General features: G+C 61.8%; 17 protein-coding genes. 1 reads left to right on the forward strand and 16 read right to left on the reverse strand.

The window, feature by feature from the left end; all coding sequences use genetic code 11:
* Position 1 precedes the first annotated feature (1 nt).
* The 13 genes from J2X35_RS10665 to J2X35_RS10725 all read right to left on the reverse strand — a co-directional run bounded on the left by J2X35_RS10665 (position 2) and on the right by J2X35_RS10725 (position 15827).
* On the reverse strand, positions 2 to 1306 hold the full coding sequence (locus J2X35_RS10665; RefSeq protein WP_310185180.1) for an ABC transporter substrate-binding protein: 1305 nt from the start codon (positions 1304 to 1306) through the stop codon (positions 2 to 4).
* Between the two features lie 123 nt (positions 1307 to 1429).
* Positions 1430 to 2851, reverse strand: a complete 1422-nt coding sequence (locus J2X35_RS10670) for a hypothetical protein (protein WP_310185181.1) — start codon at positions 2849 to 2851, stop codon at positions 1430 to 1432.
* A gap of 22 nt (positions 2852 to 2873) precedes the next feature.
* Complete coding sequence (gene pncB / locus J2X35_RS10675; RefSeq protein WP_056114128.1) at positions 2874 to 4178, reverse strand: nicotinate phosphoribosyltransferase; 1305 nt, start codon at positions 4176 to 4178, stop codon at positions 2874 to 2876.
* 138 nt (positions 4179 to 4316) lie between these two features.
* On the reverse strand, positions 4317 to 5720 hold the full coding sequence (locus tag J2X35_RS10680; protein ID WP_310185185.1) for an MATE family efflux transporter: 1404 nt from the start codon (positions 5718 to 5720) through the stop codon (positions 4317 to 4319).
* Positions 5721 to 5893: 173 nt separating this feature from the next.
* Positions 5894 to 7480: an FGGY-family carbohydrate kinase gene (locus J2X35_RS10685; protein WP_310185187.1), complete on the reverse strand. Its 1587-nt coding sequence runs from the start codon at positions 7478 to 7480 to the stop codon at positions 5894 to 5896.
* Positions 7477 to 8160: an HAD family phosphatase gene (locus tag J2X35_RS10690; RefSeq protein WP_056114118.1), complete on the reverse strand. Its 684-nt coding sequence runs from the start codon at positions 8158 to 8160 to the stop codon at positions 7477 to 7479. The genes J2X35_RS10685 and J2X35_RS10690 overlap by 4 nt, the downstream gene beginning before the upstream one ends.
* A 9-nt stretch (positions 8161 to 8169) precedes the next feature.
* Complete coding sequence (locus J2X35_RS10695) at positions 8170 to 9648, reverse strand: mannitol dehydrogenase family protein (protein ID WP_310185189.1); 1479 nt, start codon at positions 9646 to 9648, stop codon at positions 8170 to 8172.
* A 34-nt stretch (positions 9649 to 9682) separates the two neighbouring features.
* A complete protein-coding gene (locus J2X35_RS10700) occupies positions 9683 to 10453 on the reverse strand; it encodes an L-iditol 2-dehydrogenase (RefSeq protein ID WP_310186118.1) in 771 nt (256 codons plus the stop codon).
* Between the two features lie 51 nt (positions 10454 to 10504).
* The gene (locus J2X35_RS10705) at positions 10505 to 11512 is read right to left on the reverse strand and encodes an ABC transporter ATP-binding protein (protein WP_310185190.1); all 1008 of its coding nucleotides are present in this window, start codon (positions 11510 to 11512) and stop codon (positions 10505 to 10507) included.
* Between the two features lie 51 nt (positions 11513 to 11563).
* Positions 11564 to 12388, reverse strand: a complete 825-nt coding sequence (locus tag J2X35_RS10710) for a carbohydrate ABC transporter permease (RefSeq protein WP_310185193.1) — start codon at positions 12386 to 12388, stop codon at positions 11564 to 11566.
* Positions 12389 to 12398: 10 nt separating this feature from the next.
* Positions 12399 to 13271, reverse strand: coding sequence for a sugar ABC transporter permease (locus tag J2X35_RS10715; protein WP_310185194.1), 873 nt, complete (start codon positions 13269 to 13271; stop codon positions 12399 to 12401).
* A gap of 99 nt (positions 13272 to 13370) precedes the next feature.
* Complete coding sequence (locus tag J2X35_RS10720) at positions 13371 to 14681, reverse strand: sugar ABC transporter substrate-binding protein (RefSeq protein ID WP_310185196.1); 1311 nt, start codon at positions 14679 to 14681, stop codon at positions 13371 to 13373.
* 189 nt (positions 14682 to 14870) lie between these two features.
* On the reverse strand, positions 14871 to 15827 hold the full coding sequence (locus J2X35_RS10725; protein ID WP_310185197.1) for a sugar-binding transcriptional regulator: 957 nt from the start codon (positions 15825 to 15827) through the stop codon (positions 14871 to 14873).
* 175 nt (positions 15828 to 16002) lie between these two features.
* Here J2X35_RS10725 and J2X35_RS10730 point away from each other — a divergent pair, with 175 nt between their 5' ends.
* A complete protein-coding gene (locus J2X35_RS10730; protein ID WP_310185199.1) occupies positions 16003 to 16635 on the forward strand; it encodes an HAD family phosphatase in 633 nt (210 codons plus the stop codon).
* Between the two features lie 61 nt (positions 16636 to 16696).
* On the opposite strand, the gene J2X35_RS10735 is transcribed toward J2X35_RS10730, so the two are convergent.
* The 3 genes from J2X35_RS10735 to J2X35_RS10745 form a co-directional block, all read right to left on the reverse strand.
* Positions 16697 to 17137 carry a DUF3995 domain-containing protein gene (locus J2X35_RS10735; protein WP_310185201.1) on the reverse strand — a complete coding sequence of 147 codons (441 nt, stop codon included), beginning with the start codon at positions 17135 to 17137 and terminating at the stop codon, positions 16697 to 16699.
* Between the two features lie 84 nt (positions 17138 to 17221).
* Positions 17222 to 17785, reverse strand: a complete 564-nt coding sequence (locus J2X35_RS10740) for an urease accessory protein UreE (protein ID WP_310185202.1) — start codon at positions 17783 to 17785, stop codon at positions 17222 to 17224.
* A gap of 62 nt (positions 17786 to 17847) precedes the next feature.
* Complete coding sequence (locus J2X35_RS10745; protein WP_310185204.1) at positions 17848 to 18441, reverse strand: hypothetical protein; 594 nt, start codon at positions 18439 to 18441, stop codon at positions 17848 to 17850.
* Positions 18442 to 18566 lie beyond the last annotated feature (125 nt).

Genomic DNA, 18566 nt, shown 5'->3' on the forward strand with positions numbered 1-18566 from the left:
CCTATAAGGCCTGCGTCGTGTAGTCCCCTTCCGGTTCGTACAACCCATCTTCGATGCTGGTCTTGTGGACGACCTTGAGCTTGCCGCCCTCGACCTTGGAGATGTTCTGGATGCCGAAGCACTGGTGAATCTTGCCGTTGAAGATCTTCTTTCCCTGCGGATGCTCGGGACCTTCCGCGAATTCGGTCAGCGCCTCAGTGGCTTCAACCAGCTTGGCGCGGTCCTCCGGCCCTTTGTAGCCGGCGTCTTCCATCGCCTTCTTGACCACGTAGAGCGTCTCCCAGCAGCCGAACATGTGGGCCGCGGTCGAGACATCCTTGGGATCGCCGACAGCGGCACCGTTGTCGTCGATGCCGACGGCGGCGCGATAGGCCTTCTGCGCTTCGGAATCGCCCGCCTGCGCATAACGAGGCGAGCCTTCCCAGAAGTGGCTACCATCGAGGAACTCCAGGCCCGGGCTGTTGATGTCTACGGCTTCGAGCGAATCGATGAAGCCGAACAGCTGCGGGCGGTTCGATCCGTAGAATTCGCCCAGTTCCTTGACGAAGGTGAGCACCGCCGGCCCAACCATCACGTGATAGATGACTTCGGTTTCAGCCGGAATCTGCGGCAGGTATTTGGTGAAGGAGGACTCTGTTGGCGGAATGGCGATCTGGGCGATCACCTCGCCGCCCTGCGCCTTGAGCGCCGGAGGCAGATAGTCACGATGATCGTAGCCGAAAGCGAAATCCGGGAATATCTGGCAGACTTTTTTACCTGCATTGGAAGCGATCCATGGCGCCATCGCCTGGATTTGGCTTTTGACGTCGGTGATGCCGGGCTGAAAGACGTAGCGATTCAGCTTGGTCGAGGCGACATGGTGACCTTCGCTGACGACGAAATAGGGAATCTTGTTCTCTCCTGCCGCCGGGGCCGAGCCGATGACGACATGCGAGAACAAGGTGCCAAAGACGATGTCCGTCTTATGCTGGTTGGCGAATTTGGCCACCACCTCGGCGCCGCGGCCGGGGTCGGTGCCGTCGTCCTCTATGACGACTTCGACCGGCCTGCCATTGATGCCGCCAGCGGCGTTGATGGCCTTGACCGCCGCCGCTGTCGTCTTTTCGTACCAGCGGCCGTAGGCGGCGCCGATGCCGGTACGATGCGACTGGAAACCGATCTTGATGGGAGCCGAGCTTTGCGCCTGCGCGTAGCGGACGAAACCGGGCGCCGCGGCCAGGCCGGCGCCAGCCGCCAAACCCTTGAGCGCGGTGCGGCGGCTCAGCCGGTTCTTGGAAAGATCGAAATAGCCCTTGCTGTCGGTCACGGCGGTCCCTCTTCTCGACTTTGACTAGCGTCAGGGAGAATTGCCCTGTCGCGGAGAGCTCAATTCACCGGCTCTACAAATCATCAAAGCCGATGGCTGACAAGAAACATTGCGTCGCTCAACCTAGCCGGCCGCGGGCGCGGCAAGCAGCCACAGGCCGAAGACCGTATAAGCTATCATCAGCAGCGTAAGCGGCAACTGGCTGAGAACTGCGCGCGAGGCTACCGGATGAAGGCGCTCGGCCAGCGCATGCGCGACAAGGACGGCAAGCAGGTGTCCGGCGATGACGACGCCGGCCTGGATGTTCCACAGCCACCAGGCGGAGTCGGCGCCGGCAACGATGCCGGCTTCTATCTGCATCTGCGCCGTGCCGAACAAATCCCATCCGAGCCCGAACGGGTCTGAAATCGCGGCCAGTGCATATTGGCCGTCGACCAGCAGCAACGTCAGATAATGCGCGGCATGATAGGCAAGCGCGATCGGCATGATCGACCAGACCAGAAGGCCGGCCACCTCGACAAGCCCGGCCGAATCTGGAGCCGCGAGACGCTGGCCGAGAAATATGGCGATCTGGAATAACCCCGCGAGCAAAAGGAAGGTCAAGGCGAGACCGAGCGTGCCGACGCCCATCAACGCGGTGCGACCGGGATATTCCAGCGGGTTCACGCCGAACAGGCCGAGCCAGAAGAACGTCTTCGACAGACCGTCGAAAGACACCGACGAAAGCGCCAGCAGGACGAATGCCGTGCCGCTCAAGGGCAGTGGGGGGACGTGCAGAATTTTCGCGCCCGGCCAGCAAAGCGAGAGGTTCGGGCCGTCGCGCCGCAGCACGGCGAAACGGGCAATCAGCGACAAGAAGACCGTCAGGAATTCACCGCGCCGGCTCCATTCCGGCCAGCCGAAGAGTAGCATGGCGACGAAGGTGAAAAGCCAATAGAGTCCGGCAGTCCATGCCAGGCGTTCGGGGTCGTCGGGGGCCGGATAAATCAGTTCGAACCAGGCAAAGGCGGCAAACAGGATGAACGCCGGCCAGTAGCCGAGCCAGACCGGCAAGCGCAAAGGCGTTCGGCCGCCTGTTACCCACGACGCAATCCGCCACGGTCCGTACCACGGGTTCAACCACGACCACAGGTCGCCAGCGACGCCCTGCAGCAGGACAAACCCCACCCAAAGCAGTGTCCAGACGGACAGCGGCAACGGATTCGACAGCGGATCGCGGCTGCCAAAAAAGCCAGCGGCAATCAGAACCGCAAAGCCGGCAAATGAAACCAGGCTTATATAGGGACGAAGCGTATCCGGCAGGGTAAACAGCTGGAGCGAACGGCCCCAAACCCGATCGAGGCAGCCCTGCGGCAGCAGCGCCAGCGCCATAAAGGAGATGGCGACGGCGAATGCGCCCCCCACCAGATAATAGCCCGTGGGCAGAAGCAGCACATGGCCGCGGTCGGATGCATGGGCAAGGGCGGGAGATGTGGCAAATACTGCAAGCGCACAGAGGATTGGCACCCGGATGTGAGCCAATCCTCCGCAGGATGTGACGGTCATTGTGGCCCGCCAACTACAGGCATCACACCTTGACCAGCTGCTTCACCCGGTCCTTCTCGCCGAAAACCCGCAAATATCGCGCGATCTCGTCCTTGTCGCCGGTGGCCTTTTCGGGATTGTCCGAAAGCTTGACGGCCGGACGGCCATTGGCCTCGGTGACCTTGCAGACCAGCGATATGGCGTTGAGCCTGTCAGTCGGCGTCGGCGCGCAGTCCTCGAAATCATTGGTCAAATTGGTGCCCCAGCCGAAAGCCATGCGCACCTTGCCCTGGAAGTGCCTGTAGGTTTCCTCGATCGTCTCGACCTCGAGACCGTCGGAGAAGATGAGCAGCTTCTGTTTCGGATCATGGCCCCGCTCGCGCCACCAGGTGATGATCTTCTCGCCGCCTTCGATCGGCGGCGCGCTGTCCGGCCTGAAGCCGGTCCAGTCGGCGACCCAGTCCGGTGCGTCACGCAGGAAGGCTGACGTGCCGAAGGCATCCGGCAGCACGATCAGGAGATTGCCGCCATAGTAGCGCTGCCAGTCCTGCAGAACGCGGTAGGGCGACTGCTTCAGCTCCTTCTCGGATTCTGCCAGCGCGGCGAAGACCATGGGCAGTTCGTGCGCATTGGTGCCGAGCGCTTCCAGATCGTTGTCCATGGCGAGCAGCACGTTCGACGTGCCTGTGAATGCCTCGCCGATACCTTCCTTCAACGCCTCCACGCACCAGCGCTGCCACAGAAAGGAATGGCGGCGGCGCGTGCCGAAGTCGGAAATCTTTATGTCCGGCAGGCGCTTCAGGCGCTCGGTCTTCGCCCACATCTTGGCCTTGGCGCGGGCGTAGAGCACGTCCAGCGCGAAAGGCCCGAAAGCCTTCATGGCGGAGCGGGAGCGCAGCTCGTTGATAATGGCGAGCGCGGGGATTTCCCATAGCGTGGTATACATCCACGGACCGGAGAAGGTGAGTTCGAACTGGCCGTCCTTCTTGCGCAGCTCATATTCCGGCAGCCGGAAGCCCTCCAGCCAGGCGAGGAATTCGGGCTCGAATATCTGCTTGCGGCCGTAGAAATTGTTGCCGCCCAGCCAGATCATCTCCTTCTTGCTGAAGCGCAGGGTGCGGGCATGGTCCAGCTGATCGCGCAGTTCACCCTCATCGATCTCGTCCGCCAATCTAACGGAGGTGGTGCGGTTGATGAGGGAAAAGGTGGTGTCGACCTTGGGGTACATGCCCCAGATCATCTGCAGCATCAGCAGTTTGTAGAAGTCGGTATCGAGCAGGCTGCGCACGATCGGATCGAGCTTCCAGGTGTGATTGTACACCCTGCGCGCAATATCAGTTTTTGGCATCCGACCCTCCGGCTGGCATTCGCCTACGCGACTGCCTCATAGCACTGATTTGGAAAACGCGCTGCCTATCCCAGGGCGCTTGCGCAAAGAAAATACCAGGCCGTCACACCGAAAGCCGCAGCGCTGGCGGTCCGACGATCAGGGCCCGATTGCGACGAAAGGCGACAGTCGGTCTCGCCCCAGCCAACGGACAAGAAGCAACGCTGCAACAACCGCAAGCCCGGCCGTAAGCCCAATCCAGATGCCGCTGCCGGCGAAGCCGAAATGGAAGGCCAGCACTATACCGAGCGGCAGGCCGACACCCCAGTAACCGAGCGCGGCGTAGATCATCGGCACGGTGGTGTCGTGCAATCCGCGCAGCATTCCGGACGCGACCGCCTGGGCACCATCAAATATCTGGAACAGCGCCGCGAAGGCAAGGAACGATACGGCCAGCGTTACGACGTGCTGGTTGTCCGGATCGTCGATATCGATAAAGGCGCTGATGAGAAGGCGCGGCAACAAGATCATCGTCATAGCCATCAACGCCATGAAGGAAACGCCCAAAATGTAAGCGGTCCAGCCGGCGCGGCTGACGCCGTCGACGTTGCGTGCGCCATGGGCAAGACCCACCCGCACGGTGGCAGCCTGGTTCAAGCCCAGGGGCACCATGAAGGTGATCGAGGCGATCTGCAGGGCGATGGCGTGGGCGGCCAGCGAATCCGCGCCGATCAGGCCCATGAGAAAGGCCGCCGCGTTGAAGATCGTGACTTCGAAGGCGAGGATGCCGCCAATGGGCAGGCCGAGGCGCAGCAAGGACCAGAAACGAGGCCAATCGGAACGCCAGAACCGGCCGAAAAGATGGTAGCGCCGGAACCGCCGATCAAGCAGCACCACCACGACCAGGCCAACGAAAGAAAACAGCGACGACAGCGTCGTGCCCAGGCCGGCGCCGGCCACGCCCATGCGGGGCGCGCCGAGATTGCCGAACATGAAAACCCAGTTGATGGCTGCGTTCAGACCGACCGCCGCAAAGATGATGGCCAGCGCCCAGCCCGGCCGCTCCAGCGCCGAGATGAAGGAGCGCAGAATGATGTAGCCATAGAAGGTGAGCACCGACCATTGCATCCAGCGCAGGTAGATGCCCGCCTCGCGGGCGAGATCGGGCTCCTGTCCCATAGCAAGCAGAATGCGTTCGCCGTTCCACAGGAATATCCAGATCGGAATGGTGATGAAGACACCAAGCCACAGGCCCTGCCGCACCGTACGGCGCACGTCACGGACAGAATGGCGGAAGCGGCCGAGTTCGGTCGCCACCATCGGCGCGGTGGCCAGCACGAGCCCCATGCCGAAGATCAGCACCATGAAGTAGAGGTTGGCGCCGAGTGCGCCCGCGGCGAGCGCGTTCGGTCCCAGCCGGCCCATCATCATCACGTCGGTGGCCGTCATCGCCGTCTGGCCGAGATTGGTCAGCACCATGGGCCAGGCGAGGGATAGCATCGCCTTTGCTTCGGAGCGCCAGAGACTTTCCGGCGCTTTGGCGCAGGCTTCGATGGCAGACATGTTCCATTCTTTCAGGTTGCGGCACGTCGGTCTCGACCGGAAGCCGCATTTCCAGGCGGCATGAAAAATGCCGGATGTGAGCCGTTTTTGAACGAAGGAACCGCCGAAAACAAGATGCGTGATGAGGAAGAGATTGAGCCAGAGCGCGCGAAGGCCGGTCCAAGGAGCCGCTATCAGATAATGGCGTCGAGCGCCTGCCTCTGGCGGTGCATTTCCAGAAACACGCGATAATCCCGGTCGAAACGGCCGCGGGCGGTGGGATTGGAAGCGCGCTTCCGGCTGCCCTGCTGCATGGCGATGCAGGCTGCGGTGAGATTGGGGTAGAGCCCGGCAGCGGTGGCGGCGATCATTCCGGCGCCCAGCAGCACGGCCTCGTCTGCGAGCGGCTCAACGACGGAGCAGCCGGTGGCGTCGGCATAAAGCTCCATCAGCAGCGGGTTCTTGGTGTGGCCGCCGGTTACATGCAGGGTATCGATGACGTAGCCGTTTTCATTCAGCGCATCGAGGATGTGGCGCACGCCAAGCGCGATGGCAATGGCGGTGCGCCAGTAAAGCTTGCAAAGACTGTCGAAGGACGAATCGAGCGTCAGGCCGCTGATGACGCCGACCGCATGCGGGTCGGCGAGCGGCGAGCGACTGCCGTGAAAATCGGGCAGGACGTGGAGGCGACTTGCAAGGTCTTCGCCCTCGATGGATCGAAGTTCGCCGATCCGATCGGCGATGCGCGCGTGCATGGCCGCGTTCGGCTCGCCGCCGGCGCCGTGCCAGCGGATGACGTGGTCGAGCAGCGCGCCGGTGGCGGACTGGCCACCCTCGGACAACCAGCATCCGGGGAGCGCTGCCTCGTAGTAAGGCCCCCATACGCCGGCAAAGGGCTGCGGGTCGGCAGACATGGCCATGACGCAGGAAGATGTGCCGGCAATCAGCGCCAGATGCCGGCCGATATTGTCGATGTCGCCGGCAAACCCGCCAAGGACACCAAGCGCGCCGGCATATGCATCGATGACGCCTGCCCCGACCAGGCAGTGTGTGGTCAAGCCCAGCGCCCTGGCGGCCTCAGGTGTGAGATTGCCGATATTTGCACCGACGGGCGAGGCCCTCTCCGGCAAGTTGCCATGGTCGAAGAGGTCACCAATGCCAATTCCGGCGAAGAAATCGCGCTGCCAACCCTCTTTCTCATGGGCAAGATAGGTCCATTTGGCCGCCAGCGTGCATTGCGACCGGGCGAGCGACCCTGAAGCCCGCCAGGTGAGAAAATCGGTCAGGTCGAACAGATATCCTGCCTCCGACCAGGTTTCCGGCAGGTGCCGTTTCAGCCACATCAGTTTCGGCGTGACCATTTCGGGCGACATGACGCCCCCGATGTAGTCGAGCACGCGATGCCCGCTTGCGGTGCATTCGTCGGCTTCACGAATGGCCCTGTGGTCGAGCCAGACGATCGTGTCCCAGCGCTGCTGACCCGCTGTCGAGATACTGAGTTGATCGCCCTGGCGGTCGCGCACCACGAGTGAGCAGGTGGCGTCGAAGGAGATGCCGACGATGTCTTCAGCGGCGACGCCAGCTTTTTCGCGGGCGAGCCGCACCGCGCCACAGACAGCCGACCAGATGTCTTCCGAATCGTGTTCGGCATGATCGGCTTTCGGCCGGTGCATGAGGATCGGCTTTTCCGCCCGGCCGAGCAGCCTGCCGCGCTCGTCCAGTATGCCTGCACGGGCGCTGCTGGTGCCGACATCGACCGCGCAGACAAAGCTGTTCTTCAAGAGGTTTCTACTTCCTCTCCCATTTGCGCGATCAGTCCGGGCAGTTTCAGCATATCGGCGAATATAAAGTCAGGATGCATCGACGCAAGCCGCGCTTTGAGGCCGGGGCCAGCCGCGTGCGAACCGCCGACGAAGGCTGCGACCCGCATGCCGGCGGACTGGGCAGCCTGGACGCCGGCGGGACTGTCCTCGATCACAAGACATGCGGCGGGCGATTTTTCCATAGAGGCTGCCGCATGCAGAAAGAGGTCGGGCGCCGGCTTGCCGCGCGCCACCATCGTCGCGCTGAAGAGGTGCGGCTCCAGCAGTCCGAGCAGCCCCGTCACTTCCAGCGAATAGCGGATGCGATCGAGGGTACCTGAAGATGCAACACAGAATGCGATCGGGATCCCGGCCAACAATTCTGCGACGCCCGCAATGGGCTTCAGTTCCTCGCGGAATTTGCGCATCAGATCGACGCGCATTGCGGAGAGGTGAGTCTCGGTGATAGCGAGCCGGAATTCCTGCATCAGTATTTCGCGGACCGAAGCCATGCTGCGGCCGAGGAACCGCTCATAAGCGACCTCCTCGCCGATCGCGCCGCCAGCCTGAGCCACCATGTCGAGCAGCGCGGCCATGGACAGCCCCTCACTATCCACCAACACGCCGTCGCAATCGAAAATGACGAGTTCAGGCTTCACGCAGGTCGCTCAGGCCTTTCCGCCAAGATAGGCAGACAGCGTTTCGCGCGTTCCGTTCTGCCACAGCGCCCGCAGGGCAGCGGCGAAATCGGCAGCAAAGGCTTCGGAGCGGCCAACCTTTCCATAGATGTCTTCCATCGCAAGCCAGGCGGCGGGATTGTCCTTGGCCGCCTTCGCCGTTTCCTGCATTCGGTCCCAATTCGGATCGTTGGGCTCGATTATGGTGCCGGAATCTGTGGTGCCGTAGCAATAGCGGCACCACAAGGCGGAGGCCAGCGCAAGCCCTGCCGTGCCCTGCCCGGCTTTCAGACGATCGGCGATGGTGGGGATGATGAACTTGGGCTGACGGTTGGAGCCATCGAGGCACAGGCGCCTGACCGTGTCGCCAATCTTCGGGTTGGCGAAGCGCTTGTCGATCAGCTTGTAGTAGTCGTCGAGGCTGGTGTCGGGAACCGGCGGTACGGTCGGGATGATCTCTTCTCGCTCCAGTTTTGCCAGAAAGCCGCGAACCAGCGGCTCCTGCATCGCCTCATGGACGAAATGGATATCCATCAATCCCGCCGGGTAAGCGATGGTCGCGTGGCCGCCATTGAGGATGCGGATTTTCATCAGTTCGTAGGGCGCGACATCCTTGACGAACTGGACGCCAACCTTCTCCAACGGCGGGCGGCCGTTGGTGAAGCGGTCTTCAAGCACCCATTGGCGGAAGGGCTCGCAAAAGACCGGCCAATTGTCTTCGACGCCGAAATCCTGCGCCAGCAGAGCGCGTTCACGCTCCGAGGTCGCCGGCGTGATGCGGTCGACCATGCCGTTGGGAAAGGCGACGTTGTCGGCGATCCATTCGGCCAGGTCCTCGTCCACGAGTCGCGCCAGGCCTACGACCGCGTCGGAGGTGACATGACCGTTGTGAGGAATGTTGTCGCAGGACATGACGGTGAACGGAACGATGCCGTCTTCCCGCCGGCGGACGATGCCGGCCAGAATCATGCCGAACACGGTCTTCGGCGCGGATAGGTTGCCGGCGTCCGCAGCGATTTCCGGATGAGCGGGATTGAAGATACCGGATGCGGGATCAATGAAGTAGCCGCCCTCCGTGATGGTGAGCGAGACGATCCTGATAGCCGGATCGGCCAGTCGTTCAACGATCGCAGCGGAATCGCCGGGCATCAGGAAATCGATCATGACGCCGGTGACGCGTGCGTTCTTGTGAGCCTGATCCTGCTCCACCACCGTGGTCAGCCAGTCCTGCTGCTGGAGCTTGGCGCGCCCGGTCTTCTCGCCGTCGAACACGCCGGCGCCGACCAGCGCCCAATCCCAACCCAGACCGGCATTGAACAGATCGTCCAGATAGACGGCCTGGTGCGCGCGGTGGAAATTGCCGACACCGAAATGCAGGATACCGGCCTTCAATTCGCGACGGTCATATTTTGGCTTGGCCACCTTGGCGGGCAGTTTTTTTAATGTTGCAGCCGAAAGCTTCGTGGTCATTTCCATTCTCCCGCCGGCAAGGCGCCGGACATGGTCAGCTCATCCACTGGCCGCCATCGACATTGTAGGTTTGGGCGACGATGTATTCGGCGTCGTCGCTGACGAGGAAGACGGCCATGCCGGTCAGATCCTCGGCCCTGCCCATGCGGCCATAGGGAACGCTGGCGCCGACGATCTTCTTCTTTTCGCCGCGCGGCCTGTTCTCATGCCTGGCGAACAGCGCATCGACATAATCCCAGTGCTCGCCGTCGACGACGCCGGGTGCGATCGCGTTGACGTTGATGCGGTGCTTGATCAGGTCGAGGCCGGCCGATTGAGTCAGCGAAATCACCGCCGCCTTGGTAGCGCAGTAAACCGCTACCAGGCCCTCGCCCCTGCGGCCGGCCTGGCTCGCCATGTTGATGATCTTGCCGCCCTTGCCCCGGGCGATCATCGAGCGAGCCGCCGCCTGCATCATGAACAGGGTGCCCGCGACATTGACAGCAAACAGCCGGTCATAGCTGGCCCGTTCGATTTCGACGATCGGCGCGAGATCGAACAAGGCGGCGTTGTTGATGAGGATATCGATACCGCCGGCCTTGCGCTCGACGGCCTTCACCGCTGCCTCTATCGAAGCGCCGTCGGTGACGTCGAGCCGTACCGCATAGGCCTTGTCGCCGAGTTCGGTGGCCGTCGCCTCGGCGGCCTCCAGATTGATGTCGGCTATGGCGACGGTAGCGCCTTCAAGCAGATAGGCCTTGGCGAAAGCCTTGCCTATACCGCGCGCCGAGCCGGTGATGATAGCCGATTTGCCGGCGAGCCGCATTGTCATGCCTTCCAACGCAAGTGAACCTTCCTGACCCACGCGTCTGTCGACTCACATCGCCAGGCCATCCTTGCCGAAGCGGTGGATGCGGGTTTCGTCGGGGGTGAGGTAGACGGTATCGCCATGGTGGACGGCGAGATCGCCATCGGTGCGCACATTGATGGTGCCCTGGCCCTCGGTGTGGACATGCACGAACGTGTCGGAGCCGAGATGCTCGGCGACGCCCACCGTGCCCTTCCAGGCGCCAGCGGCGCCGGGTTTGGTCGAAATGGCGACATGTTCGGGGCGCACGCCGATCTTGTCGGCCTTGTACTTGGCCGCGGCGGCGCCATCGACGAGGTTCATCCTGGGCGAGCCGATGAAACCGGCGACGAACAGGTTCTTCGGCGTCTTGTAGAGCTCCATCGGCGAGCCGACCTGCTCGATGTTGCCGGCGTTGAGGACGACGATCTTGTCGGCCATGGTCATCGCCTCGACCTGGTCGTGGGTGACGTAGATCATCGTCGTCTTCAGCTGATGGTGCAGTTCGGAGATCTCAAGGCGCATGGTACCGCGCAGCGCCGCGTCGAGATTCGACAGCGGCTCGTCGAACAGGAAGGCGGAGGGCTGGCGCACGATGGCGCGGCCGATGGCGACGCGCTGGCGCTGGCCGCCGGAAAGCTGGCCGGGGCGACGTTCGAGATAGTTGGTGAGGTTGAGGACGCGGGCGGCGTCGGCCACCTTCTTTTCGATCACTTCCGGCTTCTCGCCGGCCATCTTGAGCGGGAAGCCGATGTTTTTGGCCACCGTCATGTGCGGATAGAGCGCGTAGGACTGGAAGACCATGGCGAGCTTGCGCTTGGCCGGCGCCTCGTCGGTGACATCGCGGCCGTCGATGATGATCGAGCCGGCCGTGGTGTCCTCGAGCCCGGCGATCAGCCTGAGCAGGGTCGACTTGCCGCAGCCCGAGGGTCCCACGAACACCACGAACTCGCCGTCGGCGATGTCGAGGTCGATGTTCGGTATGATCGTCGTCGACCCGAACGACTTCGTTACGTTTCTCAGAACGATATTGCCCATCGCTTCCTCCAAAAGCAGCGTTGCGTCCCGCAACGCCGGTTCAATTCGTCTTTATTTGACCGCCCCGAAGGTGAGGCCGCGCACGAGCTGTTTCTGGCTGAACCAGCCCATGATCAGGATCGGCGCGATCGCCAGCGTCGAGGCCGCCGAAAGCTTCGCCCAGAACAAACCCTGCGGACTGGAGAACGAACTGATGAAGGCGGTCAGCGGCGCAGCGTTCGTGGTGGTCAGCCGGATGGTCCAGAAGGCTTCGTTCCAGGCCAGGATGATGTTGAGCAACATTGTGGATGCGATGCCCGGCACGGCCATGGGCGTCAGCACATAGACGATCTCGCCCCACAGCGACGCTCCGTCCATGCGCGCAGCTTCCAGGATCTCGCCGGGGATCTCGCGGAAATAGGTGTAGAGCATCCAGACGACGATCGGCAGGTTGATCAGCATCAGCATCACGGTCATGCCGACGCGGCTGTCGAGCAGACCGAAGTCGCGGAAGATCAGGTAGATCGGAAAGAGCACCGCGACCGCCGGCATCATCTTGGTGGACAGCATCCACATCAGGATGTCCTTGGTGCGCTTTGTCGGCGAAAACGCCATCGACCAGGCCGCCGGCACGGCGACGATCAACGCCAGTATGGTCGAGCCGACGGAGAGGATCACCGAGTTCAGGAAGAACTTGAAATAGCCGCTCTGGTCCTCAACCGCGGAATAGCTTTCGAACGTGCCCGAAGGAATGAGGTTGAAGCCCTGGATCGCCTCCTGCTCGGATTTGAACGAGGTGATGATGGTGTAGAGGATCGGAAAGAAGATCAACAGCGCCACGATCCAGGCCGCAGCGGTAGCGATCGTCTTGTGCCGGTTGGTGACAGTGCGTGCCATGATCGACCTCCTATTTGTCGAGGTTCTTGCCGACCGCGCGCATGGCGAAGAAGGCGATGATGTTGGCGAGGATCACGGCAATGATGCCGCCGGCGGACGCCTGGCCGATTTTGAATTCGAGCAGCGCCTTCTGGTAGACCAGGAAAGGCAGGTTGGTGGAGGCGTAGCCCGGTCCGCCATTGGTGGTGACCAGGATTTCGGCATATACACCAAGCAGGAAGATGGTCTGGATCAGCACGACGACGGTAATGGCGCGCGCGAGGTGCGGCAGCGTCAGATACCAGAAGCGGCTGAGGAAGCCGGCGCCGTCCATTTCCGCCGCTTCCTTCTGTTCGCCGTCGAGCGACTGCAGCGAAGTGAGCAGGATCAACGTCGCGAAAGGCAGCCATTGCCAGGCGACAATCAGGATGATGGAAAACAATGGATAGCTGGCAAACCAGTCGATCGGCTGCGCGCCGAAGAAGCGGGCGATGTCGGCAAAGACACCGTAGCTGGGATGCATGATCATGTTCTTCCACACCAGCGCGGCGACCGGCGGCATGACGAAGAAGGGCGAGATCACCAGGATGCGGACGATGCCCTGACCCCACATCGGCTGGTCGAGCAGAAGCGCCAGCAGGATGCCGCCGATGATGGTGATCAACAGCACGCTTCCAACCAGGATGAGGGTGTTGAGGATGGCGGCGATGAAAGCCGGATTGTTGTAGAACAGGGCATAGTTGGAGAGACCGATGAATCCGTCGCGGATGGGGTTCAGCGGATTGTACTGCTGGAAGGAGAACCACAGGGTCATGGCCAGCGGCACGGCCATCCAGATCAGAAGCAGCACCACGGACGGCGCCATCATGAGGCGCGCGAGCGAACTTGTCTGTCGAGTAGCCATGGTGGTCACCCTCAGTTTGACGGATTCGGTTTTCAACAGTTGTGAAGAGCTGGCCGTCCGGACTGGGACCCGGACGGCCAAGGCACCGGGAGGTTGCCTTTACTGTATGTAGCCACCTTCCTTCATCGTGCTGGTGGCGGCATCCTGCGCCTGCTTGAGGGCGTCGTCGACGCTCATCTGACCGGCAAGGGCAGCCGAGAAGAGCTGACCGACGGTCGTGCCCAGGCCCTGGAATTCAGGAATGGCGACGAACTGGACACCGACATAGGGCACCGGCTTGACAGTCGGTTTGGTCGGATCGGCGGCATTGATGGAGTCCAGGGTCATCTTGGCGAACGGCGCGGCCTTCTGGTACTCGGGATTGTTGTAGAGGGAGCTGCGCGTTCCGGGCGGAACGTTGGCCCAGCCTTCCTTGGAAGCAACCAGCTCGAGATAGGCCTTGCTGGTCGCCCAGGAGACAAACTTCTGGGCAGCTTCGGCCTTTTGCGTACCGGCTGGGACGGCCAACGACCATGCCCACAGCCAGTTGCCACGCTTGCCAAGCCCGTTGTCGGGGGCGAGCGCATAGCCGACCTTGTCGGCGACGGTCGAGTTCTTCGGATCGGAGACGAAGGAGGCGGCGACGGTGGCGTCTATCCACATGCCGCATTTGCCCTGCTGGAACAAAGCCAGGTTTTCGTTGAAGCCGTTGGAGGAAGCGCCCTCCGGACCGTCGGCCTTCATGAGGTCGACGTAAGACTGAAGCGTGTTCTTCCATTCCGGCTGATCGAACTGCGGCACCCACTTCTCGTCGAACCAGCGCGCGCCGTAAGAGTTCGACATCGCCGTCAGGAAGGCCATGTTCTCACCCCAGCCGGCCTTGCCGCGCAGGCAGACGCCGTTCACGCCGTTGGCGCGGTCGGTCATCTTGTCGGCTGCCTGCCTGATGAATTCCCAGGTCGGCGCATCGGGCATTTGCAGCCCGGCCTTCTCCATCAAATCCTTGCGGTACATGACGAACGAGGATTCGCCATAGAAAGGCGCGGCATAGAGCTTGCCATCCACCGAAAGGCCGCCGGCGATGGCGGGAATAATGTCGGACGCGTCATAGTCGGCGCCGAGATTGTCGAGCGGCAACAGCCAGTTCTGCTTGGCCCAGATCGGAACCTCGTAGGTGCCGATGGTCATCACATCATATTGGCCGCCTTTGGTGGCTATGTCGGTGGTGACGCGTTCGCGCAGGACGTTTTCCTCCAGCGTGACCCAGTTGAGCTGAATGTCGGGGTTCTTGGACGTGAAGTCGTCGGTCAGCTTCTGCATGCGGACCATGTCGCCATTGTTGACCGTGGCGATGGTGATGGATTCGGCGTGCGCGGCAACAGCGAGCGCGCTCGCGGAGCAAAGGCCCAGAATGAGCGTATAAAGTTTCATCAAAATCCTCCCAAAAACCAAAGTGAGCATTTGCTTTGGTGTTGAGCAATTACTCACTAAGTCTGAATTATGTCAAGCCGCAATCGTTGCTGCAGCGCAGCACGGGAGGGCCGGCCGTCAAGCGGGCCGGTAGGCCGCGGCCTCACAGCCGTGCAAGCGCGACAGATGAAGTCGTGAAAAATTACTGTATCAGCCCGCCAGAAGCGCGACGGCGGTACGCTCGTCGGTGATCAGCCCGTTGACAAGACGCCGGTTCACCGCCGCCAATATGCCAGGCAGTTTCAGTTCGCCCATGGCGAGGGCCACCACCAGAGACCTTTCGCGCGACGGCAGCGGCGCCGAGGAAACACGGTCGTTGGTGATGCCGTCGATGAGCCGGCCTTCCCTGTCGAAAACCCAGCCGACGATCTCAGCAACGCCGCCGGCCTTTTGCAAAGCCTTCAGTTCGGCATCCGAGATGAAGCCGTCCTGATAGAGCGGCGCCCTTGGCCCCAGATCGCCGATGCCGACGAATGTCACGTCAGCCTGGGCGGCGAGCGCCAGCGTGGGCTGGATCATCGGCTGGCTCAAAAGCATCTCCCGTTCCTCCGGCGAGGAGGCGATGACAGGCAGCGGCATGGGAAAAGACCGGGCCTTTATGCGGTCAGCCATGGTGAAAATGACGTTGTAGAAAGCAGCCGAACCGTCCGGGGAAATGTTGCCGGTCAAGGATACAACCTTGTGCTGGGAACATTCCATCGGCGGCAGCTGTTCAATCGCCGCCTTGAGCGTCCGGCCCGTGCCGATCGCCATGACGATAGGCTCCACCGAACGAAGTCGGCGTTCGATCTCGGCAGCGGCGGCTTCGGCAATGCCTATCGTGGTGGAAGAGGAATCGGGATCGCTCGGCACCACCTCGACCAGATCAAGAGCGAAGCGCTCGCGCAGCCGCGCGGCAAGATCCAGACAGTTGGCGATGGGATGGTCGACGCGAACCTTGATGAGCCCTTCGGTGACGGCAAGCGAAACAAGCCGTTGGGCGGTCTGGCGTGAGATGCCAAGCTTTCCGGCAATCTGATCCTGCGTGTTGCCAGCAACGTAATACAGCCAGCCAGCGCGCGCCGCATCGTCCAGCCTGGTCGTACCAGCATCCTGCCTGGCGTTCATATGAATGCTCCTCGGGCGCACATTACAGGGATTCCCTCTTCGCGCAATTGTCGTATTAAAGCGTCAATTGCCCGGAGCGGCCCGAACAGCATGATGCACATCCGCCCCGGATTTGGAGAAAACGTTTCGCTTGCCCGGCAAACACTCTAAGAGACGCCCCTGAAAGGATGCACACATGACGCCGAAAGCCGTTTTCTGGGACATGGACGGAACGCTGGTCGACAGCGAGCCGCTGCATGACGCGGCGCTCGTTGCCGCCATGCGCAGCCTTGGACTATCCCCGCCCGCCGACCTTCACGAGCGCGTGCTGGGGCAAAGCGCCCAGCATGTCTATGCGATGATGCGGGACGAATTCGGGCTCAAGCTGCCCTTTGATCAATGGATCGCTCGCAAATACGACTATTACCTTGACCATGTCGGCACGTTGCAGCCGCGCCCGGGAGCAATCGAGATCTTCCTCGCGCTGCATGAGCGCGGCGTGCCACAAGCCGTCGTTTCCAATTCAGACCGCCTGATCGTCGACGCCAATCTGCGCATGGTGGGTCTCGCCCTCGCGGGCCTGCGCACGGTCAGCCGCAATGACGTGCGCGAAGGCAAGCCGCATCCTGAACCGTTCCTGCGCGCGGCGTGGCTGGCCGGCGTCGATCCCGCCGATGCGGTTGCCATCGATGACAGCGTAACGGGGGCGACGTCCGGCCTTGCAGCTGGCATGAAAACCATCTTCTGGCCGGAAAGACCAATGCAGGGGCCGGCGGGCGCCGTTTACATCGAAACACCCGAAGCGTTGAGGGTCGAACTCGGTCTTTGACACATCGGTCGGGACCGGATTTCTCCGCTATACTCGAAATCCTGCGAACAGCAGCGCAGCGTCATGCGGCGAAGTTCGACAGCGCCAGGACACCGAACCCCACGCCGATCAACAGACAGAGCGGCGTATAATAACGCACATCCAGCCGCGCGAAGGGCTGCTCCGGAGCCAATCTGCGCCAGGCAGGGGTGAAGCCGGCTATGCCCCGGCCGAGAAAGACCAACGCGATCATCAACGCCGTTGCCGCCAGCCCAGCCTGTGGGAAAGGCGAGGCGAAGATGCCTTCAAGCGCCATCGGCCACAGTGTGACCAATCCAAGGCATCCGGCGACGGCGAAGCACGATAGGGGCGGCGGCATCTCATCGACCCCCTTGAACCCGACAACCGCATGAGCGCAGGATTGCTGGTCCTTACCCGGCAGGATGCCGCCTATGCCCCAGTAGACATGCGCGGCGGTGATCAGAAGCAGCACTCCGGAAAGCGCGAAGGCAAGAATGATCATGGCTGGACGAGCCACAGATGCGAGGTTTCAGGCCACGTCTCGCCCCCAAGCGTCAAGCGCCGCGTCGACGCAAACCTTTCCGCCTCATGCATGGTTGTGTCCATAGTGAGGGTCGCCGGGGAGACGGCCGAACCGGTCCGGCTGACCATGGCCTTGATGCTCATGATGATGATCGTGGGCGTGCCCGCCTGAAGAGGCGGCACGCAGCGGTTCGAACGGAGCGGAAATTTCTGTGACCTGTACGCCGAGTTCTTCAAGCATAGCCTTATCGACATGATCGCGCAGGATGAGGATGCGGCTCGCCTCGATGGCGATGGCGAGATGCCGGCCGCCGAGATGCCAGGCGAGTTCGGCTAGATGCACGGCATCGCGGGCGCGGATTTCATAGACCTCCTCGTCCACAGCTAGTATCTCGACCTGTCTTCCATCCTCAAGCACAAGGCGGTCGTGATCTGCCAACGTTATTTGCTCGAGCAAGTCGACCAGGATGCGTTCGCCACGGACAAGTTCGACCACTCGGCGTCGCAGATGGCGCTCGTCATGCGCAAGCATGACGGCGTCGAATGGCTCGGCGGCGCCTGTACCGGCGCGCAGAACCGATAGGGCGCGTGGGAGCTTGGTGAAGTCGGTGTTGATGCTGAATTTCATGCAGACAATCCCTGGAAGCGGCGCATCAGCCTAACCCATCCACAACGCCGGCCCAATCGTCCTCATGCGATGGTGTCGAAGAGCCGCAGGATGAACGACACTTGATAAATCAGGGCCAAGGCGACGAAGACCATGTGGAAATACCGGTTCCGCATGAGGATGGCGGCGATGCAGAGCGCAACGAATACCGGCGTTCGGAAAAGATATTCGCTGCCGAAATGTGCGAAATGCGCCTCGCCCTTCAACAGAGTATCGATCACATCGAGAAGATAGGTCGTCGCCAGCAGGCCGAAGAACCAGGCCCGGCGCGAATAGAAATAGTCTTCATAACTGCGGTAGTCCTGCATTGAGTCCGGGAAAAGCAGGGCACAGAGCAGGAAGAGCGCGACGGCGTAGATGATGAGGAACAGATATTTTCCGAATGTCCAGTTCTCGATCTGGTAGAGGCCGAACTCCCACCACCAGAAATGTACGAGCATCAGCAGTACCGACGCTACCCAGGCGAGATGCACAGGATAAAGCCGATACTGCTTGGGATGCTGGACGATGCGGGCGACACCGGACAGAAGACGGGTGACCCCAAGCCCGATCACCATGCCCATGACGATGCGTATATGGGGAAAGATGTCGTGGACGGTGGCGACCTGCTGATCCATCAGTTCACATTCCGCTCTGCAATTGCCGCTCCCATGCTACGTCCGGCTTTCTAGACCGGAAAATGTTTCTACGCCACCGCTACCGGAATCAGCGTCCCTCCCTCGGGTTCACATTGCGGCCATCC

The sequence above is a fragment of the Mesorhizobium sp. BE184 genome, assembly GCF_031457045.1.
Lineage (GTDB): Bacteria > Pseudomonadota > Alphaproteobacteria > Rhizobiales > Rhizobiaceae > Mesorhizobium.